General features: G+C 68.2%; 15 protein-coding genes. All 15 read left to right on the forward strand.

The annotated features are described in order from the left end of the window. Positions 1-887: 887 nt before the first annotated feature. Positions 888-2,645, forward strand: a complete 1,758-nt coding sequence (locus ACZ45T_RS10640; RefSeq protein WP_468439559.1) for an ABC transporter ATP-binding protein — start codon at positions 888-890, stop codon at positions 2,643-2,645. Between the two features lie 359 nt (positions 2,646-3,004). After that, complete coding sequence (locus tag ACZ45T_RS10645) at positions 3,005-4,075, forward strand: ketoacyl-ACP synthase III family protein (RefSeq protein ID WP_468439561.1); 1,071 nt, start codon at positions 3,005-3,007, stop codon at positions 4,073-4,075. 437 nt (positions 4,076-4,512) lie between these two features. Next, a complete protein-coding gene (locus ACZ45T_RS10650) occupies positions 4,513-5,442 on the forward strand; it encodes an alpha/beta hydrolase (protein WP_468440031.1) in 930 nt (309 codons plus the stop codon). Positions 5,443-5,760: 318 nt separating this feature from the next. Next, entirely contained in the window at positions 5,761-7,518 is a 1,758-nt protein-coding gene (locus ACZ45T_RS10655; RefSeq protein WP_468439563.1) for a fatty acyl-AMP ligase, read from the forward strand. A gap of 414 nt (positions 7,519-7,932) precedes the next feature. Beyond that, positions 7,933-8,862 carry a hypothetical protein gene (locus ACZ45T_RS10660; protein ID WP_468439565.1) on the forward strand — a complete coding sequence of 310 codons (930 nt, stop codon included), beginning with the start codon at positions 7,933-7,935 and terminating at the stop codon, positions 8,860-8,862. A gap of 42 nt (positions 8,863-8,904) precedes the next feature. Then, positions 8,905-9,786 carry a diiron oxygenase gene (locus ACZ45T_RS10665; protein ID WP_468439567.1) on the forward strand — a complete coding sequence of 294 codons (882 nt, stop codon included), beginning with the start codon at positions 8,905-8,907 and terminating at the stop codon, positions 9,784-9,786. After that, positions 9,783-10,028: an acyl carrier protein gene (locus ACZ45T_RS10670; protein ID WP_468439569.1), complete on the forward strand. Its 246-nt coding sequence runs from the start codon at positions 9,783-9,785 to the stop codon at positions 10,026-10,028. The genes ACZ45T_RS10665 and ACZ45T_RS10670 overlap by 4 nt, the downstream gene beginning before the upstream one ends. After that, entirely contained in the window at positions 10,025-10,852 is an 828-nt protein-coding gene (locus tag ACZ45T_RS10675; protein ID WP_468439571.1) for a class-II aminoacyl-tRNA synthetase family protein, read from the forward strand. Before ACZ45T_RS10670 ends, ACZ45T_RS10675 begins: the two co-directional genes overlap by 4 nt. Continuing rightward, positions 10,852-11,826, forward strand: coding sequence for an NAD(P)H-dependent flavin oxidoreductase (locus ACZ45T_RS10680; protein ID WP_468439573.1), 975 nt, complete (start codon positions 10,852-10,854; stop codon positions 11,824-11,826). Before ACZ45T_RS10675 ends, ACZ45T_RS10680 begins: the two co-directional genes overlap by 1 nt. 14 nt (positions 11,827-11,840) lie before the next feature. Further along, positions 11,841-12,707, forward strand: coding sequence for an alpha/beta fold hydrolase (locus ACZ45T_RS10685; protein WP_468439575.1), 867 nt, complete (start codon positions 11,841-11,843; stop codon positions 12,705-12,707). Then, the gene (locus ACZ45T_RS10690; RefSeq protein ID WP_468439577.1) at positions 12,700-12,951 is read left to right on the forward strand and encodes an acyl carrier protein; all 252 of its coding nucleotides are present in this window, start codon (positions 12,700-12,702) and stop codon (positions 12,949-12,951) included. The genes ACZ45T_RS10685 and ACZ45T_RS10690 overlap by 8 nt, the downstream gene beginning before the upstream one ends. A gap of 18 nt (positions 12,952-12,969) precedes the next feature. Continuing rightward, positions 12,970-13,536 (forward strand): 4'-phosphopantetheinyl transferase superfamily protein, encoded by a 567-nt coding sequence (locus ACZ45T_RS10695; RefSeq protein WP_468439579.1) that lies wholly within the window; start codon positions 12,970-12,972, stop codon positions 13,534-13,536. A 71-nt stretch (positions 13,537-13,607) separates the two neighbouring features. Beyond that, positions 13,608-13,868 carry an acyl carrier protein gene (locus ACZ45T_RS10700; RefSeq protein ID WP_360895924.1) on the forward strand — a complete coding sequence of 87 codons (261 nt, stop codon included), beginning with the start codon at positions 13,608-13,610 and terminating at the stop codon, positions 13,866-13,868. Then, the gene (locus ACZ45T_RS10705) at positions 13,865-16,597 is read left to right on the forward strand and encodes an aminotransferase class III-fold pyridoxal phosphate-dependent enzyme (RefSeq protein WP_468439582.1); all 2,733 of its coding nucleotides are present in this window, start codon (positions 13,865-13,867) and stop codon (positions 16,595-16,597) included. The genes ACZ45T_RS10700 and ACZ45T_RS10705 overlap by 4 nt, the downstream gene beginning before the upstream one ends. Next, positions 16,594-18,285 (forward strand): fatty acyl-AMP ligase, encoded by a 1,692-nt coding sequence (locus ACZ45T_RS10710; protein WP_468439584.1) that lies wholly within the window; start codon positions 16,594-16,596, stop codon positions 18,283-18,285. The genes ACZ45T_RS10705 and ACZ45T_RS10710 overlap by 4 nt, the downstream gene beginning before the upstream one ends. Positions 18,286-18,328: the final 43 nt, after the last annotated feature.

Genomic DNA, 18,328 nt, shown 5'->3' on the forward strand with positions numbered 1-18,328 from the left:
GCACGTATTCAGCAGAAAGAGGTGTGCCGCATGAGCAGACCACAACATACGGGCCCGCAAACGCGAAAATGAGCACGCGTCGCCGCGCCTCGATGCCATGAAGGCGGCGCGGGAACGATTGAAACGGCAAAATGACGTGCTGGACGTCAGGTTGAAATGCCGCGACCCGCACCTCCATGAGGAGCTGGCACCGTCGGTCGTCGACCATCGGAACCCGGACGGCCGCAGGTCAGATTAGCCAGGGGCCTTCGCTGGATCAACTCCTATGCGAGACGCCTACAGGGTCGTCATGGCAGCGATGGCGCTATCGAGTACCGCCGTGGTCGCCGGCGTCCGTGCGTCGGCGCAGCCGTATCAAATCCCCCGAGTAAACCACCAGTCAATGATTGACTGAGCACGTTTCCCCCGTCTTGTCACCCGTAAGATGTACTCGTAGCAGACATTAGCGGTGGCCCGGCTGGTTGTCACCCCTCCCCCTCGCGGCGCGTCAACGCCCGCGAGCAGCATGCCGGAATCCGGCCGCGCGCCACATCTGATGGCAGTCGAGGGAGTGCATTTCGCCGACGGATGCCGTGGTCAGAGCGGCTCCCACGGGTCCTCGGCAAGCAGCGGGGGAGCCCTCGGCGCGACGCTCGGGAAGGTCGCCGACATGCTCGCCGTCGCTCGGGCGACGCCCTGTCACCACCTGCGCGTCAGCCAAAGGCCGACACAACTTCTTTGAGCGAACTCTCGCCACTGGCACCCCTCCGTATGTCAATGGTGACGTTGCGTCAGCATACCTGTAGCGGACGCAAGTCGACGCGCGTGTCCCGGAAACCTGAGAACGCGTCAGCCCTGGTCCGAGGTAGGGTAATATTCGCACGCGTTTCAAAACGGAGGGATGCGTGATGAGCACGATCGGCCCTGCCCGGAACACGGGACAGCTGCTGCGCCCCTTCGTCCGGAGTTTCGCGGCTGTGGTGATTCTGCAGGTCATCGGTGCTTTGGCGGGTCTGGCGCCGTTGCTGGCGGTGGTGGAGCTGGGGCGTAGTCTGCTGAAGCCGGGTCCGGTTGATCGTGATCATGTGTGGGCTGTCGTGACCGTGGGTGCGGTCGGGATGTTCGTCCGTCTGGTGTTCACGGCGGCGTCGTCGGGGATCGGCCATGTGATGGACGGCAAGGTCCAGTTGGCGTTCCGCCGGCAGTTGGCGGACCGGTTGGGCCGGGTGCCGATCGGCTGGTTCTCCAAGCGTCGGACGGGTGAGCTGGCGAAGGTGGTGGGGGAGGACGTCAGCGCGGTCCATCCGTTCATCGCTCACACGCCTGGTGAGATCGTTTCGGCGTTCGTGGTTCCGCTGGCTTCGCTGGTGTATCTGTTCACTGTTGACTGGCGGTTGACGCTGATCGCGTTGGTGCCGGTGGTCGCGGCGATGGCGCAGGTTCCGTTCATGATGACGCCGACGCGGACGCGGACGCGGGAGCAGGAGGAGTTCGATACGGCCATGGGCCGGATCTCTTCCTCGGTGATCGAGTTCGTGCAGGGCATCGCGGTGGTCAAGGCGATCGGCCAGTCGGGGCGGGCGCACCGGAAGTTCCTGAAGTCCACGGATGATTTCGTGGCCGTGGCGGCCCTGGGCCATGGTTTCGACGACATCCAGGCCGCGCAGCGGGCGGTCGGACGGATCCGCGAGGTGTTGGACGTGCAGTCCCTGCCGGAGCCGGCGACGCCCGTCGCGCCGCAGGGGCACCGGGTGGAGCTGCGTGATGTGCGCTTCGGCTACGAGGAGGACCGCGAGGTCGTGCGCGGCATCGACCTGGTCCTCGAGCCGGGCACCGTTACCGCGGCCGTCGGCCCCTCCGGAAGCGGCAAGTCCAGCCAGCTCTACCGCATGGTCTCCTTCGTCTTCCAGGACGTGCGTCTCCTGCGCGCGACGGTCGCCGACAACATCGCCCTCGCGGTCCCCCACGCGAACCTCGACGACGTGGTGCGCGCCGCGAAACTGGCCAACATCCACGACCGGATCCTTGAACTGCCGCGCGGCTACGAGTCGGTGATCGGCGAGGACGCGGGCCTCTCAGGCGGCGAAGCACAACGCATCGCGATCGCCCGCGCCCTGCTCGCCGACACCCCCATCCTGGTCCTCGACGAGGCCACCGCCTTCGCAGACCCCCAGACCGAACAGGCAGTACGCCGCGCCCTGGCCACACTCGAAGGCAACCGCACGGTCCTGGCAGATCGCCATCGTCTTCCAGGACGTCTACCTCTTCGACGGCACCATCGAGGAAAACATCCGCCTCGGCCGCCCCGACGCCACCGACACCGAAATCCGCGCCGCCGCCACCGCGGCCCGCCTCGACGAAGTCACCTCCGCACTCGACCCCGTCAACGAAGCCGCCGTCCACGAAAGCATCGAACGCCTCATGGCCGGCCGCACCGTCGTCATGGTCGCCCACCGCATGCGCACCGTCCAACGCGCCGACCGCGTCGTCTTCCTCGACAACGGCCACATCGTCGAAGAAGGCACCCACGACGAACTCCTCCAACACGGCGGCCGCTACGCCGAATTCTGGAACATCTCCATGGCACCGGCAACGAGGGAATAAGAGCCGACCGAGATTCCCCGACACTCCTCGCTCATAGGCCAGTAATGCCTGTCCATACATGAGTTCCTCATCCCGTCTCGTGACATATACACGCCCGGTGCATGGCTCTGGGTGTTTAAAAGATCACTACTCGCCGGTAAGCTTCAATTAGCGACCGGAATCACCTGGTGCCGCCCCGTGAAGTCAGCCGGGGTGTTGCCCGGCCAGGGGGTTTCTCAAGGCTGTGCAGTATTAATCGCAAGTCATGAGGAACACATATGCGAATGATCAGGGGCGACGCTGTAGCGTGGGCTTTATTCCGATGAAACGTTCGCGATCTGATGGCCCGGATCGCCGAGCGTGATCGCGCCGGATGGCACACGGATCAGGTCGCCACCGACGCGATACTCGACGGGCATTCACACTCGGAGGAAGTTAGACAATGAGCACCCCTGTCTACATTGCGTCGGCTGCGGCCTGGATTCCGCCCGCGGAATCGGCAAAGGATGCGGTGGCCGCCGGCAAGTACACCACCGACGAAATGGCCGTCAACGACATCCCTTGCCTGCCGGTCTCCACGGATGAGCTCTCGGTTCCGGACATGGGCGTGATAGCCGGACGCAAGGCTCTCGAGCGAGCCGCAGACGTGGTCGGAGACCAGGTCGATCTGATATTGCACGCATCGATTTATCACCAGGGCCGCGATCACCACTGGAATTCGGCTCCCTACATCCAGCGCGAGCTGGGGATCACCGACGCCTTCGCGGTGAACGTGGAGGGGATGTCGAACGGCGGTATGGCGGCGATCGACCTGGCGATGGCCCAGCTCGAAGTGGGCCGGGGGACGAGCGCCCTGATCACCACCGCGGACCGGTTCTGTGCGCCCGGATTCGACCGGTGGCGGGGTTCGTACGGCATCGTCTTCGGCGACGGCTCCACGGCGCTGGTGCTCTCCACGACCGGTGGCTTCGCCCGTATCCACGCCGTCGCGTCTCTCACCGACGCCACCCTGGAACCGCTGCACCGCGGCACCGGCCCGTTCACCAATGCGTACGGGGTGGTCGTCGACGAGAACCTGCGCACGCCCAAGAAGTCCTATCTGGAAGAGGTCGGAGTCGAGTCGGTGCTGAAGCGCGCCGAGGACGCGCTGCTGAGCGTCGTCCGTACGGTGCTCGACAAGACCGGACACAAGCTCGACGACTTCGCCAAGGTCCTCCTGCCCAACATGGGCAGCATGATGATGCAGGTCCAGTTCTTCAACCCGCTGGGCATCCCGGCCGAACGCACGCTGTGGAACTGGGGCCGCTACACCGGGCACCTGGGCGCCGGCGACCTGAGCGCGGCCGTGGCCCGTCTGGTGGAGACGAAGGAAGTCAACCCGGGCGACCTCCTGCTCCTCGTCGGTACCGGTGGCGGTTACTCGCTGACCGCAGCGGTGGTCGAGATCGAGTCGGTTCCGGACTGGACCGAAGTCACCACGGACTTCGCCCTGCCCGCCGACGTCACGGCATGACATCGGCGCCGGAACCTGTGTTCCGGTCCGTGTGACGCCCATGCCGAGGTGGGCGGCCCGGCTGATGTCGACGATGCCTGGATCGTGCGGAAACAGGCATGCGCGAACGTCGCCGGGCCGAACCCGGCCAGGCCACATCTGAGTAACCCCGACACCGGATCCACAGCAGCCGGCGACGGCGCCGTTCGCGCCGCACCGGAATCCGCGCGGGTCCCGTCGGGGGTCCACCATGCTGTTCGGCGACGGAGCCGGTACCGGTGCGGGCAGTCACCGGCGACCGGCTCCGGTCGCGCCGCATGGTGGGCGAAATCGCCAACACAGGTTCCGCGTCGATGCGTTGACCTGGACCACGCGGCCCGTGTTTCCCGTACCACCGGCTTCGCGGGTTCGAACTGCTGAATCCTTCGCTGGTGTGACCCGAGGAGAGTCTCGTGCCCATGGACCGTTTCATCCGCGCCTTGATCCAATGGCAGACCGCCGACCGGCCTGCGCCGGCGCGCACCCTCACCGTGGAGCAGGTACGCCGTCGGTACGCCGACAGTGCGGCCAGCAAGCGCGGTGGTGCCGAGCCGGAACCGGTTGCCGCGGTGGCGGACCAGCTGATCGACGGCCGAGGCGGCCGCTTCCGTGTGCGGACGTATCTGCCGGTCACCGACCGGGGCCGCCTCGTGACCTTCTTGCACGGCGGGGGCTGGGTGGTCGGCGACGTCGACACCCACGACGGGGTGTGCCGTCGCATGGCCGCCGCCCTCGGAGCGGTCGTCGTCTCCGTCGACTACCGCCGCGCCCCGGAACACCCCTATCCCGGCCCGCTCCAGGACGGCATCGCCGCCTCGGAATGGGCGGCCGGCCAGTTCCCCGGCCGCGACCACGTGATCGCCGGTGACAGTGCCGGAGCGGGGCTGGCCTTGGGGATCGCGTTGCACCACCGTGACCACGGCGGTGTCGAGTTCGCCGCACAGCTGCTGGTGTATCCGCCGGCCGATCCGAGCATGACCTCGGAATCCCTGCACAGGTACGCATCGGGATACCTGGCGGACCTCGACGATCTGCGCTGGTACTACGAGCAGTACGTGACGAATCCGGAGCACGCCACCGACCCGGCGATCGACCTGATCAACGCCGACCACCAGGGGCTGCCGCCGACGGTGATCGGCACGGCCGAATTCGACGGGCTGCACGACGAGGGCGTCGAACTGGCGGCGCGCATGGCCGCCAGCGGCGTTGCCGTGCAGCACGTTCCGGCGCCGGGCCTGGTCCACGGCTATCTCCTCCTGGCCGACGTCGTCCCCGCGGCCGCCGAGGCGACACGCGAAGTGCTGGCGGTGCTGGACCGGACGTTGACGTCGGTACCGGTGCCGAACTAGGTCCCTGCCCCCGCGAAGTTCGGCCGGGCAGGGCCCAGGCGCGGTGCGCCAAGAGCCGGCCCGGGTGGAGCCGAGGCGCCCCACCGTGACCGTCCGGAATTCCCGGCCTCCAGCCCTGGACCACTCCTTCGACATCCCCAGCCCCGACGGGCAGACGGTGCACCTGAACGGGACGTGCACCGACGTGCTGATCCGCAATGAAAGGCGAGTGGCGCCCGGCTGCCCATCGTCCGGTCCCGGACGAGCAGCACGCCGCCCAGGCCCGCCCCCCACCACCCGGCTCCGTGCACGACGACCGGCCAACAAGGAGATCTGACCGTGAGCACCACCGGAAGCCATTCGACCGCAGACGTGCGCACCCTCCCCGACGCCCTGCGGTTACGCAACGAGAAACAACCCGACGAAACCGCCTACGTCTTCCTGCGGGACGGCGAGGAACCGCAAGAAGCGCTCACCTACCGCGAACTCCACGACCAGGCCGGGCCGCGCGCCGCCGCGTTCGCGGCCGCGGGGCTCGCCGGCCGCAGCGCCGTACTGATGTACCCCGCGGGCCTGGAGTTCGTACGGACCCTCCTCGGGTGCATGTACGGCCGCGTGGCCAGTGCCCCCGTGCAGGTGCCCCGGCGCCGCGACGAGGTCGAGCGGCTGCGCCGGATAGCCGACGACGCCGGCACCTCGACCGTCCTCACCACCGCCGACGTCGCCCGCGACGTCCAGGAGAACTTCGGCGACATGGCCGCCCTGGCCGGGCTCACCCTGCTGGCCACGGACACCCTCGTGTACGACGCGGACGCGGCCGAGCCGCCGTCCCCGAGCCCCGAGGACACCGCCCTCCTGCAGTACACCTCCGGTTCCACGGGGGACCCCAAGGGGGTCGTGGTCACCCACGCCAACTTCCTGGCGAACGTGGCCGAGACCGACGAGGTGTGCCCGTGCGAGCCGGACGGCACCGTGGTGAGCTGGCTGCCGCACTTCCACGACATGGGCATGCTGTTCGGTGTCGTCATGCCCCTGTGCGCGGGCATCCCCTCGTACCTGATGGCCCCGGAAGCCTTCATCCGCCGCCCCACCCGCTGGCTGGAAGCCATCGCCCGGTTCGGCGGAACGCATTCCGCCGGGCCCAGCTTCGCCTACGAGCTGTGCGCGCGGGCCGCCGCGGAAGGCAAGGCCGGCGCCGTGGGGGACCTGTCCCGCTGGCGGGTCGCCGCCAACGGCGCCGAGCCCGTCCGCTGGTCCACCGTCCGGTCGTTCATCGACGCGTTCGCGCCGTACGGCTTCAACCCGCGCGCCATGTGCCCCGGGTTCGGTCTGGCCGAGAACACCCTCAAGACCACCGGCCACGCCCCGGACCTGGAGCCCACCGCCCTGTGGGTGTCCGCCGAGGTCCTGCGCGAGGGCACCGTGCAGCCCGTCGGCGAGGGCGCCGAAGGAGCCGTACCCCTGGTCAGCACCGGCAAAACGGCGGGCCGCACCCGGGTACGGATCGTGGACCCCGCCACCCTGCGGGCCCTTCCCGAGGGACGGGTCGGCGAGATCTGGATCAACGGCCCCTGCGTGGCGGCCGGTTACCTGGGGCGCCCCGAGGCGACCGAGGAGACGTTCCGGGCACGCATCGCGGGCGAGGACGCACCCGGCGGCACCCACCTGCGCACCGGCGACCTCGGCTTCCTGTACGAGGACGAGCTGTACGTCACCGGACGCCTGAAGGACGTCATCATCCGCAAGGGCCGCAACCACTACCCGCAGGACTTCGAGCTGTCCGCCGAACGCGCCGTTCCGGGGCTGCACCCGAACAGCGCTGCCGCCTTCTCCTGTGAGGACGGTGAGCGCGAGCGGCTCGTGGTGGTCGTCGAGGCCGACGGCCGGCTCCTCAACTCCGTGGGCGCCGACACCGTACACCGACGCGTGTACGACACCATTCGGGACCGGCACCGGATCACCCCGGACGACGTCCTGGTCGTACGGCGCGGATCGCTGCCGAAGACCTCCAGCGGCAAGGTGCAGCGCCGGGAGTGCAAGCGGCGCTACGAGAACGGCGATCTGACCTCCGTGAGCGCGGGTGCCGCCACCGCCTGAAAGGAAGTGTGACGGGCCGGATCCGCCCGCCCCGGGCGGGGCCGCATTCGACGAAGTGCCTCTGACCAGCGAGAACGAGGAGCTCCGAGGTCTTTGTTCCCGCCGCGGTCGGAGGCACTTTTCCGTCGGGGGCCGAGCAGGAGCACTGAAACAGCTCGGTGATGGGTAGCAGTCGAGTCCGGCCCGCATTTATTTCTCCAATGCGTATATGTAAAACGCATGGGGACGTATGTGAAGTTAATCTGTTGCGGCCCGATCCGTGGCTGGTACCGTCGAGTTCGTTCCGCAGATTCAGCAGAAGAGCTGGCGGGAATGGTCGCAATGATAGGCACCGGGTCTTCGGCGCGGTCCTATTGCCTGGAGGGATAGGCTGTGCCACACGAAACTGTAGCCTCGGATACGCCCTGGGAAAAGGTGGCGAATTCTATCGAATTCATCCCCGCCGAATATTCCAGCAAGACCCAGTCGGAATCCGTGGCGCAGGAAATGCTGCGCTGTGACCCTGTCGATATCAACACGCTCGTCGACGCGGGTCTGCCGTTCGAGGACCGGTCGGGTGTGCGCCATTTCGACGCGAACGATCTGTACAACCTCGGGATGTATTCGCAGAAGTCGAACACGCAGCCGGAACTCACGTTCCGCCTGCTCTTCCGCTTCGCCGGCCGTTCGGTCGAGGATCTGCTGCGCCCGAAGGCATGGGACTTCCGCGTCCGCCTGGACTGCGTCGAGTGCGAAGGGGTCGCGCCCTGGCATTTCGAAGCGCCCGATGTGGTCCGGTTCGGCGGAAGCGTCGTCGGCGGGGCGATGCCGGAGCCGAGCTCCGGGTCGGCCGAGTACGCGGCCACGATCACCACGACGGGCGCGCGGACTCCTCTGGTCTCCTCCGAGCTGCGGAGCCTGACCCGCGAGTACCTCGACGCCGGCTATCGCTGGCAGATGATCCCGGTCGCCATGCAGGCCGACTACAAGCTGGTACACGAGCTGGGCGCGACGAGCTGCATCGCCGCGAGCCTGCTGCTGGCCGAGCGGTTCCGTGCGGCGGGCTACCGGGCCGAGGCGAAGCGGGGCTGGTTCTGCGGAGTGCTCGGCGGCGCCCTCGATCTGCCGCACGCGTGCGTGGAGGTCGAGGACGAGGACGGCGTCTTCAAGACCATCGACATCGCCAAGGCGCAGCTGGCCGCGCGACTGTCGCCGAACACCGGGGATTTCCAGGAGCTGTGCCTCGGGTCGATCTACAACAAGGTGATCCCGTCCACCGCTTCCGGTAATGCTTCTTTCGGCTATCACGAATGTGGTTCACGACTGCCGGCCCATGTGCACGCAGATATTCGATCGGCTCGCTGAAGTTGAATTCTCGCACCACTGTGTTTGGAAGGACGAATATAAATGGCGGTACGTGAAATCGAACCGGTCGTGCTTGAGCTGGACCGGTTGGAGAACATGGCCGAATCCGGCTATTACAACCCGTACACGATGTTTGACTGGCCCGACGCCATCGAGCCTGACATGCCGTGGATGAGCGAGAACCTGACCACGCTGGCCGGCACGCCGATGTGGGACGAGCTGACGCGTGAGCAGCAGATCGCGCTGACCCGGTACGAGGCGATCAACTTCTTCAGCCTCAACATCCACGGTATCCGTGAGCTGATGAGCGAGGTCGTGATGCGCATTCACGACCGGACCTACGCGGACGTCTCGGAGTTCCTGCACCACTTCATCGGTGAGGAAAACGAGCACATGTGGTTCTTCGCGCAGTTCTGCCTGCGCTACGGCGGCAAGCTGTACCCGGCGCAGCCGACGCTGAAGGCCGATTCGGTCGAGCACCTGTCGCCGGTCGCCCGCGAGCTGATCGTGTTCGCGCGCATCCTCATCTTCGAGGAGATCGTCGACTACTACAACGCGCTCATGGCGACCGACCAGACGCTCCCGCACATCGCCCGTGAGATCAACCGGGTGCACCACCAGGACGAGAGCCGGCACGTCGCCTTCGGCCGGATGATCTTCACCAATCTGCTCGGCCAGGTGGTCAAGCGCGACCCGGCCGAGGCGCCGGTGGTCGCCGAATACCTGGAGAACTACCTCCAGTACAGCATCGGCACCCTCTACAACCCGGCCGCCTACCGCGACGCGGGCATCCCGGACGCGCTCGCGCTGCGGCGGCGTGCGCTGGAGCACCCCGCCCGGAACGAGGCCCACGAGCAGGTGCTGAAGCGGACCCGGAAGTTCCTTTCCAAGTCAGGCGTAGGCAGGGAAACGATCAAGCGATGACCGACCCGATGCAGGCGGTCCAGGACTTCATCCTGGGCCGCAACCCCAAGCTCGACCAGCTGACCCGCGAGCTGGACCTGATCGACAGCCGGGCCATCAACTCGCTGGCCTTCGTCGAGTTCATCTTCCTCCTGGAGGAGTTGACCGGCGAGTCGATCGATCCGGAAGACCTGGATCTGGACGACTTCCGCACCCTCGATGCGCTCGAAGCACGATTCTTCAAGAAGGAAGCGGCGCGATGACCACAGCAACCGACAACGGCCTGGGAGTTCTCAACGGCAGCCAGCTGCGGCTGCTGCGGGCTTTCGACGCGCTGGTCCTGCGCTGGGCCGAGTCCTGGGACGCACCGGAGTTCCGGTTCCCTTTCCTGATGCGCTGCAAGGATCTCGACACCTTCGACTACTACGACAACTTCCCGCACCTGGGCCTTGCCGCGACCCGGCTCGACCCGCAGCGCCTCGGCGCCCATCTGGCCGAGACGCCCCGGCCGGTCGACCGGATGCCCACCGAGGTGATGGAGCCGACCGCGTTCGCGCTGCCCTCCGCGGCGTGCTACTCGATCTACCTCGACCTGGCCGGGTCCACGCTGCCCGCAGAGGGCACCCTGCGGACCACGGTCGGCACCTGCTTCCGCAACGAGGACCACTACCAGGGTCTTCAGCGGCTGCTCGGCTTCTCCATGCGGGAGATCGTCTTCGTCGGACCGGAGGACGGGGCGAAGAACCACCTGGTGCGCGCCAAGGAAGCCGTGACGGGCCTGTGCGCCGAGCTCGGGCTGGACCTCAAGCTGGAGGTCGCCACCGACCCGTTCTTCGACAAGAACGGCGGCAAGGCGAAGATGCAGAAGCTGTTCCCGGTGAAGGAGGAGTTCACCGTCAACGGCCTGGCGATCGGCTCCGTCAACTACCACCGGAACTTCTTCGGTGAGCGGTGCGAGATCCAGGCAGGCGGAGACACGGCGCACACCAGCTGCCTCGCCTTCGGCCTGGAGCGCTGGGTGCACACCCTGACCGAGCGGTTCGGCAGCGCCGAAGCGGCGGTGTCGGCGCTCGAAAGCCTGCGCTGATGCGTTCCACGCTGGCAGAGGTGCTCGGCCTCGAAGTGGGCCTGCTGCAGTCTGGCATGGGCGGCGTCGCGGGCGCGGAACTCGCCTGCGCGGTGTCCAACGCCGGCGCGGCAGGCTGCGTGGGCGGCTACAAGCTGGTCGACGAGGCGCTGTCCGCCATCCTCGACCGGCTGACCACCGGCACCGACCGCCCCGTCGGCGTGAACCTGATCCCGGAGGTGGTCGGGCCGGAGGAGCTCGACCGCCAGGTGGCGCAGGTGCTCGCCGAGACGCCGCAGAACGTGTACGTGTCCCTGTTCGGCATGCCCGACGACGCGGTCTTCGAGCGCGTCGTCGCGGCGGGCCGGCACCTGGTCGTCCAGGTCGGGACCGTCGAGGACGGGGTGCACGCCGCCGAGCGGGGCGCCGTCGTGGTGGCCCAGGGCATCGAGGCCGGCGGTCACCTCCTCGGTCACTCGCAGCGGGACGACCTGGTCGCCGCGCTGCGCGACCGGCTGCCGGAGGCCTGCATCGTCGCCTCGGGCGGAATCGGCTCGCCGGCCGAGGCCGAGCGGGCCATCGCCGCCGGAGCCGATGGCGTACTGCTCGGCACCGCATTCGTCGTCGCACACGAATCGCGGGCCCACAGCCAGTTCAAGTCGGCGGTGACCGCCGCCGACGAGACCGACACCGTGATCACCGATGTCTACGAGATCGGCTGGACGGGCCGGCGACACCGCGTGCTGGCCACGGCCGTCACCGCCGACCCCGACCAGCCCAAGAAGTTCATCGGCAAGACGGTGGTCGAGGGGAAGCCGTACCTGGTCCCGCGGTTCAGCTCGGCGGTGCCGACCACCGCGACCACCGGCCGTATCGAGGAGATGGCCCTGTACTGCGGCCAGTCCTGCAGCGCCGTTTCCCAGGAGATCTCGGCGGCCGACGTGGTCGCCGGATTCGCGAGTGTCCTTCCGGGCGCCGAACTCGCCAGCAATTAGAAAGGACGAAAGCCATGTCGGAAAGCGAAATCCAGGGCCCCTACGACCTGTCCTACCAGGAGGGCACCGAGCGGATCCGTACCCGGGAGGGCGTCGAGCTCTACTACGAGTCCAGCGGTGAGGGCCCCGCCATCACGCTGCTCAACAACTTCTTCATCACCGCCCCGTTCTGGCGGGCGCACGTCGAGGGACTGGTTGAGGGCCACCGTGTCATCAGCTACGACATGGCCAACCACGGCAAGTCCTCGCACCACGACGAGGAGCCGACCTGGGAGGAGCACGCGGAGGACGTGATCGGTCTCCTCGACGGACTGGGGATCGAGTCGACCTACCTGGTCGCCACCTCCGCCTCCACCCAGCTCGCCCGCGACCTGGCCATCGCGCACCCGGACCGGATCAAGGGCATGGTGCTGGCCGGCCCGGTCTTCGGCCTCAAGAACATGCGGCGCCACCGGGGCCTGAACAAGTCGTGGCTGCAGACGCTGCAGGACCACGGCATGACGGGTCTGTACAACCAGATCTACGCCGAGGTGGTCAGCGGCGAGATGAACGAAGAGGGCGGTACCCCCGGCTTCCTCGGCTTCCGGGAGAGCTTCCTGGCGATGTCCACCGCGGAGGACCTCGCCAACGGCCTGAAGCGCGCGGTCACCGGTGACGCCAGCTCCGAGCTGCTGGCCCAGGTCACCCAGCCGACGGTGATCTACGTCGGTGACGACGACATCCTGCTGAGCCCGCAGCGCGCCCGCGGTGTGGCCGCGCTGTTCCAGGACGGTCGCTGCGAGATCGTGCCGAACGCCGGCCACGTGCCGTTCCTCGATGACCCCGAGGGCTTCCAGGTGACCATCGCCAAGCTCGTCGAAGAAGTGGAATCGCGTGTCTGACAAGGAAGCCGAAGTCCGACAGCGCATCCGTGGACTGCTGGTCGGCATTGGCGGTGACCGCTTCGTCGGCGGTTCCCTGGACTCCGTGTCGTTGCGCGAGGCCGGGCTGCCCTCCACCGCACTGGTCAGTCTGCTGGTGGCGATGGAGGACGAGTTCGGGTTCGAGTGGGACGACGAAGTACAGCCGGAGGTGCTCCGCTCGATCGACTCGCTGACGGGTCACGTCCTGGCTTTGGCCAGCTGAGGGACACAAGGACACGTGGTGGCTGGTGAGCCGGATTTACCCGCGGGCCTCGCGCCGGATACGTGGATCGAATTCCACCCGGTGCCGTGGCCGCACGGACCGGCTCAGCAGTCCGTGGCGGGTCGTTGCGCCGCCGCCACGGCGCTGGCCTCCGCCGGATCGGCTGATCGGATCGTGCCCCGTGAACCCGACGGGCGGCCGCGCTTCCCGCGGGGCTTCGCCGGTTCGATCTCCCACACCGATCACCTGGCGGTCGCCGTGGTGGTCCCCGATGCGGAGGCGGTCGGCGTCGACATCGAGAGTGCGGCCGTCACTCCTCGCATGGCCGCATTCGTCCTTCGTGAGCGGGAGCGGCACACGCTGCTCCCGCCGGCCGGGGAGTACACCGCACGCGAGCTGTTCGTCGCCAAGGAAGCAGCCTTCAAGGCTCTGAACGGCATCGGCACACTGGGCGAGTTCCTGTTCTGGCGGATCGAACTCAGACAGTCCGGTGGCACGTTGATCGCCTCGTACCGCGGCGAACCGGTACCGGTGTGGGTTCGCTCGGGGGAAGACCTTTCGTTCGCCGTGGCGATACGGCGTTGAACTCTGCGATCCGCCTTGTCCTTCTGAGCCCGTATCGGCCGAAGGGATAGTGTTCGAATGGGGAAAGAAATATGAACCGCGACATTCTTGAGGTCGTCGACGAGTTGTTCCGTCGCGAGCTGCAGGTACCTGAACTCGACCCCGACGTCCCGCTTGTGGATTACGGCCTCGATTCCATCCGGTCTATCACCTTGATCGTCGAAATGGAATCCAAGTTCGATGTGCACATTTCGGATGAACAGGCAGCTGCGATGCAGACACTGCGCGACGTCGTGGACGAGGTCTCCGCGTCGCTGACGGTGCGGGTCGGGCAAGGAGACAGTGACGCATGAACGCCGATTCTGGTTTCGCGCGATACGCCCGGCCGGAGCTCGCCAGGCTCTTCCGCGCACTCAATCTTGATGTGACCTACCGGACCGGCCAGGGTGACCGCCTGACCCGGGAGCCGCTGGACGGAGCGGACCGCTCCGAGACCGCCGACGAGGTACTCGACCTGGTCGGCGGGGCGGGTTCGTCGCTGTTCGGGCACAACAACCCGCAGCTGCTCGCGGTTGCGCGGCGGTGCTTCGACGAGCAGACCCCGTTCAACGCCCAGGCCAGCATCCGCCCGGGCGCGGCCGAGCTGGCGCAGCGGCTGTCGGAGATCGTCGGCGCCACGACCGGTTCGAGCTACGTGGTCACCCTCGGCAGCACCGGCGCCGACGCGGTGGAAGGCGCGGTGAAGCACGCGACGGTCGAGCACCGGCGGCGGCTCGGCGCGTTGCACGAGGAAATCGAGGTTTCCCTGCGGCGCGTGCGGCGCGACGGTCTCGCGGACGTCCCGTGCGCGAGCGGGCCCGCGGAAGGGCGCCCCTGCGCGGCGGTGCTGACCGAGGCCCTCGACCAGATCGCCGGCCTGCGGCAGGTGGATCCGGTCTTCGTCTCCTTGCGGAACGCCTTCCACGGCAAGTCGGCCGCCGCCGGCACGCTGACGCACGGTGGCAACGCTCCCGAGGACCTGCACGTACCGGGACCGCAGCACCGACGCCTGCACGACTGGACGCCCGAGGCCGTGGTGACCGCGCTCGATTCCGAGCGCGTCCCGGTCCACACGATCCGTGTCGACGCCGCCGGAGTGCCGCACTCCGCCGTCCGCCACCTGTCGCCGGTCGCCGCCTGCTTCGTCGAGCCCATCCAGGGCGAATCCGGAGTGCACGAGGTTCCGGCCGAGACCCTCGCCGCCCTGCGCGAGCTGGCCGATCGGCACGAAGCGGCGCTGGTGTTCGACGAGATCCAGTGCGGCATGGGGCGCACGGGCACCTTCCTGGCGTCCGAGAACTCCGGTGTGGTCGCCGACTACTACCTGTTCTCGAAGTCCCTCGGCGGCGGTCTCGCCAAGATCTCGGCGCTGCTCGTCTCCGAGAACCGGTACGTCGCGGACTTCGGACGCCACCACACGTCCACCTTCGCCGACGACGACTTCTCGTCGCGGATCGCCACGGCCGCGCTGGACCTCTCCTTCGAGTACCAGGGCCGCATCGTCGAGACGGGCGCGCTGCTGCGCGACCGGCTGGCCGAGGTGGCGGCGCGCTGGCCCGACGCCATCGTCGAGGTGCGGGGACGGGGGCTGCTCCTGGGCGTCGAATTCGCCGTGCCCCAGCCCGATTCGGCCATGCTGCGCGCAGTGATCGACGACGAGTCGCTCGGCTTCCTGATCGCCGGCCGGATGCTGCACGAGCACCGGATCCGGGTCATCCCCACCCTGTCCGCGGGCACGACCGTCCGCGTCCAGCCGTCGGCGCTCCTGGAGCCCGCCGATGTGGACCGCATCGCCGTCGCGTTCGACGAGGTCGCGCGGCTGCTGTCGCAACGCGAGTACGCGACCCTGCTCGAGCACCTGACGGTGCCGGCGGCCGGCGCCTGGCAGCCGCGGCAGCACGTCCCGCTGCCGCGCCGCGACCGCCCGGTGCTCCACCGCCCGGCCAACGGCGGCATCCAGCGCGTCGCGTTCCTCGCGAACATGGACGTCCCGAGCAAACTCTCGACCATGGCGCCGGAGTTGGCGGACTGGTCGGCGGAGCAGTGCGAGGCCGCGCTCGACCGGATGTGGGGCGAGTTCGACCCGTACGAGGTCGCTCGGCACCACATCAAGTCCGCGACCCAGGGCGAGGTCGAGGTCATCATGGTGGCCGCCCCGTTCACCGCTGCCCAGGCCAATGCCGCGCTGCGGGCGGGCCAGAGGTCGTGGCTGCGCCGGGCCGTGCTCGACGCGGTGGAACTGGGTGTGTCGCTCGGCGCCGAAGTCATCGGTCTCGGCGGCCACACCTCGATCGTCACCAACGCCGGGCGCGATGTGGTGGAGAGCGACCTCAGGGTGACCTCGGGCAATTCGCTGACCGCCGCCTGCGCCTACGATCTGCTCTTGCAGCAGCTGGCCCGGTCCGGGCCCGGCGAGCGCCGTGTCGGCATCGTCGGCGGACTCGGCAACATCGGCGCGGTGATGGCCGAACTCATCGCCCCGTACTGCGATTCGCTGGTGCTGGTCGGCAGGCCCGGCTCGGGGCGGCGACTCGCGACGGTCGGCGACCGGCTCTCCCACCTGGTGGACGTTTCCGTGGCGGAGGACCTCGACGCTCTGCGGGACTGCCCGATCGTGGTCAGCGCCACCAACTCGGCCGACCCGGTGATCCTGCCGCATCACCTCGCCGGCGACCGCAAGGTCCTCGTCTGCGATCTCGCCGTCCCCGGCGACGTACACCCCGCGGTGCAGGGCCTGTCGAACGTGGAGCTGGTGTCCGGCGGTCGCATCCAGCTTCCGGGCGGGCAGACTCCCGACTTCCCGGGCATCACGCTGCCGCCGGGAATCCTGTACTCCTGCCTGGCCGAAACCATCCTGCTCGGCCTCGAGCCGGAGACGCCGAGCCCGTCCTACGGCGGTCTTTCTTCGGCCGGCGTGCTGGCCGCCAGGGACCTGGCCGCTCGGCACGGGCTGCTGCCCGCCCGCATCGTCGCAGACGACGTCTCGGTACAACCGTGGACCGTCGACCCGCTCAGCACCGCTCTCGAGGAGAACATCGGATGACCACACTTCGACCGCGTTTCCCGAGCATCCTGCACGCACTGGTGGCAGAGGCAGAACGAGGCTCCGACGCATCGGGGGTGACCCTGATACCTGAGCCGGGCAGAGAGGAAACGCTGCGCTACGACGTTCTCCTCGAGGCCGCCGCGCGGAGTGCGGCAGCCCTCGCGGAGCACGGTGTCCGCCAGGGCGACCGGGTGTTGTTCTGCCTGCCGACCGGCGTGGAGTTCATTACCTCCTTCTTCGGGGCCCAACTGCTCGGAGCCATGCCGACGGCGATCTCGCTGCCCATCACCTTCGGGGGTGCGGCGGGGTTCGAGGGCCAGCTGAAGGAGCTCGTGGGATACCTGCGGCCCACCGCGATCATCACCACGGCAGCGGTGATCGCGAACCTTCCCCACGTCGGCGACACCCAGCTGCTCGACGGCGCCGCGCTGTACGCGCGCGCCACGTCGAGTGACGCGCCGATGGCGCCCATTCGCCTGCCGGAGGGTGACGAGCTGGCGTTGATCCAGTGCACGTCCGGTTCGACGGGCACGCCCAAGGGCGTCATGATCTCGCACGCCAGCCTGGTCGCCAACTGCGAACAGATCAACAGGGCCCTCGCCGCGGTGCGTGGGGACACGACGGTCAGCTGGGCGCCGCTCTACCACGACATGGGTCTGATCACCGGGCTCCTGACCCCGATCTACGGCGGCGGGAACACGGTGCTCATGCCGACCACCCGGTTCTTGCGCGCCCCGGCCGAGTGGCTGCAGCTCATCAGCAAGTACCGCGGCGCGTTCGGGTCCGGGCCGAACTTCGCCTACGGCTACGTCACCTCCCGCGTGCGCGACGAGGAACTCGAAGGCGTGGACCTGTCGAGCTGGCGCGTGGCGATCTGTGGAGCGGAACCCATCCAGCCCGTCACCGCGCGGCGCTTCACCGAGCGCTTCGCCCGCTGGGGGCTGTCCCCCAACGCGTTCACGGCCGGCTACGGCATGGCGGAGGCCACCCTGGCCCTCACCTACACGCGGCCGGACGTGCCCTTCGCGTACGACTCCATCGACCGGCAGGCCGCCGCCACCGAGGGGCGGGCGGTCGACGTCGACCCGCAGAGCCCGGACGCGGTGCAGATCGTGGACTGCGGCGAGCCGCTGGACGACACGGAGATCCGCATCGTGGACGGCGACGGTCACCCCCTGGGCGAGAACGGGATCGGGCACGTCCAGTTCCGCAGCCCCTCGCGCACGACCGGATACTTCAACCTGCCGGAGGCGACCGCGGAAGCGATCGACGCTCCGGACTGGTGGAAGACCGGTGACGTCGGCTACCTGCGGGACGGCCACCTGCGGATCACCAGCCGGGCCAAGGACCTGATCATCATCAGGGGTGCCAACTACATCCCGTCGGACTTCGAGCAGGCCGCGGAGACCGTGGCCGGTGTTCGCCTCGGCGCTGTGGTCGCGGTGGGATACCGGGACGAGCGGAGCGACTCGGAGGAACTCCACCTGATCGTCGAGACGGAGCTGGACGCCGAGCAGCACGAGGCGCTGCGCCGGTCCATCACGGCCGCCGTCACGTCTCGGACCGGGGTGCGGGCCGTCGCGATCCACCTGGTTCCGAAGCGGAGCATTCCCAAGACGACCAGCGGGAAGCTTCAGCGGGCGAAGGCCCGGCAGATGTTCGTCGAGGGATGGCTGCCCGCCTGATCCGACGCTTGCGGCGACGACGCGCTCGTGGATGAACCTCCAG

This window comes from Streptomyces sp. NPDC030995, from assembly GCF_055571215.1.

What these genes read in the sequence shown, in the direction of transcription:
- ACZ45T_RS10640 (WP_468439559.1), top strand. Translation starts at nt 888, where the DNA reads ATGAGCACGATCGGCCCTGCCCGGAACACGGGACAGCTGCTGCGCCCC.
- ACZ45T_RS10645 (WP_468439561.1), top strand. Translation starts at nt 3,005, where the DNA reads ATGAGCACCCCTGTCTACATTGCGTCGGCTGCGGCCTGGATTCCGCCC.
- ACZ45T_RS10650 (WP_468440031.1), top strand. Translation starts at nt 4,513, where the DNA reads ATGGACCGTTTCATCCGCGCCTTGATCCAATGGCAGACCGCCGACCGG.
- ACZ45T_RS10665 (WP_468439567.1), top strand. Translation starts at nt 8,905, where the DNA reads ATGGCGGTACGTGAAATCGAACCGGTCGTGCTTGAGCTGGACCGGTTG.
- ACZ45T_RS10670 (WP_468439569.1), top strand. Translation starts at nt 9,783, where the DNA reads ATGACCGACCCGATGCAGGCGGTCCAGGACTTCATCCTGGGCCGCAAC.
- ACZ45T_RS10675 (WP_468439571.1), top strand. Translation starts at nt 10,025, where the DNA reads ATGACCACAGCAACCGACAACGGCCTGGGAGTTCTCAACGGCAGCCAG.
- ACZ45T_RS10680 (WP_468439573.1), top strand. Translation starts at nt 10,852, where the DNA reads ATGCGTTCCACGCTGGCAGAGGTGCTCGGCCTCGAAGTGGGCCTGCTG.
- ACZ45T_RS10685 (WP_468439575.1), top strand. Translation starts at nt 11,841, where the DNA reads ATGTCGGAAAGCGAAATCCAGGGCCCCTACGACCTGTCCTACCAGGAG.
- ACZ45T_RS10700 (WP_360895924.1), top strand. Translation starts at nt 13,608, where the DNA reads ATGAACCGCGACATTCTTGAGGTCGTCGACGAGTTGTTCCGTCGCGAG.
- ACZ45T_RS10705 (WP_468439582.1), top strand. Translation starts at nt 13,865, where the DNA reads ATGAACGCCGATTCTGGTTTCGCGCGATACGCCCGGCCGGAGCTCGCC.
- ACZ45T_RS10710 (WP_468439584.1), top strand. Translation starts at nt 16,594, where the DNA reads ATGACCACACTTCGACCGCGTTTCCCGAGCATCCTGCACGCACTGGTG.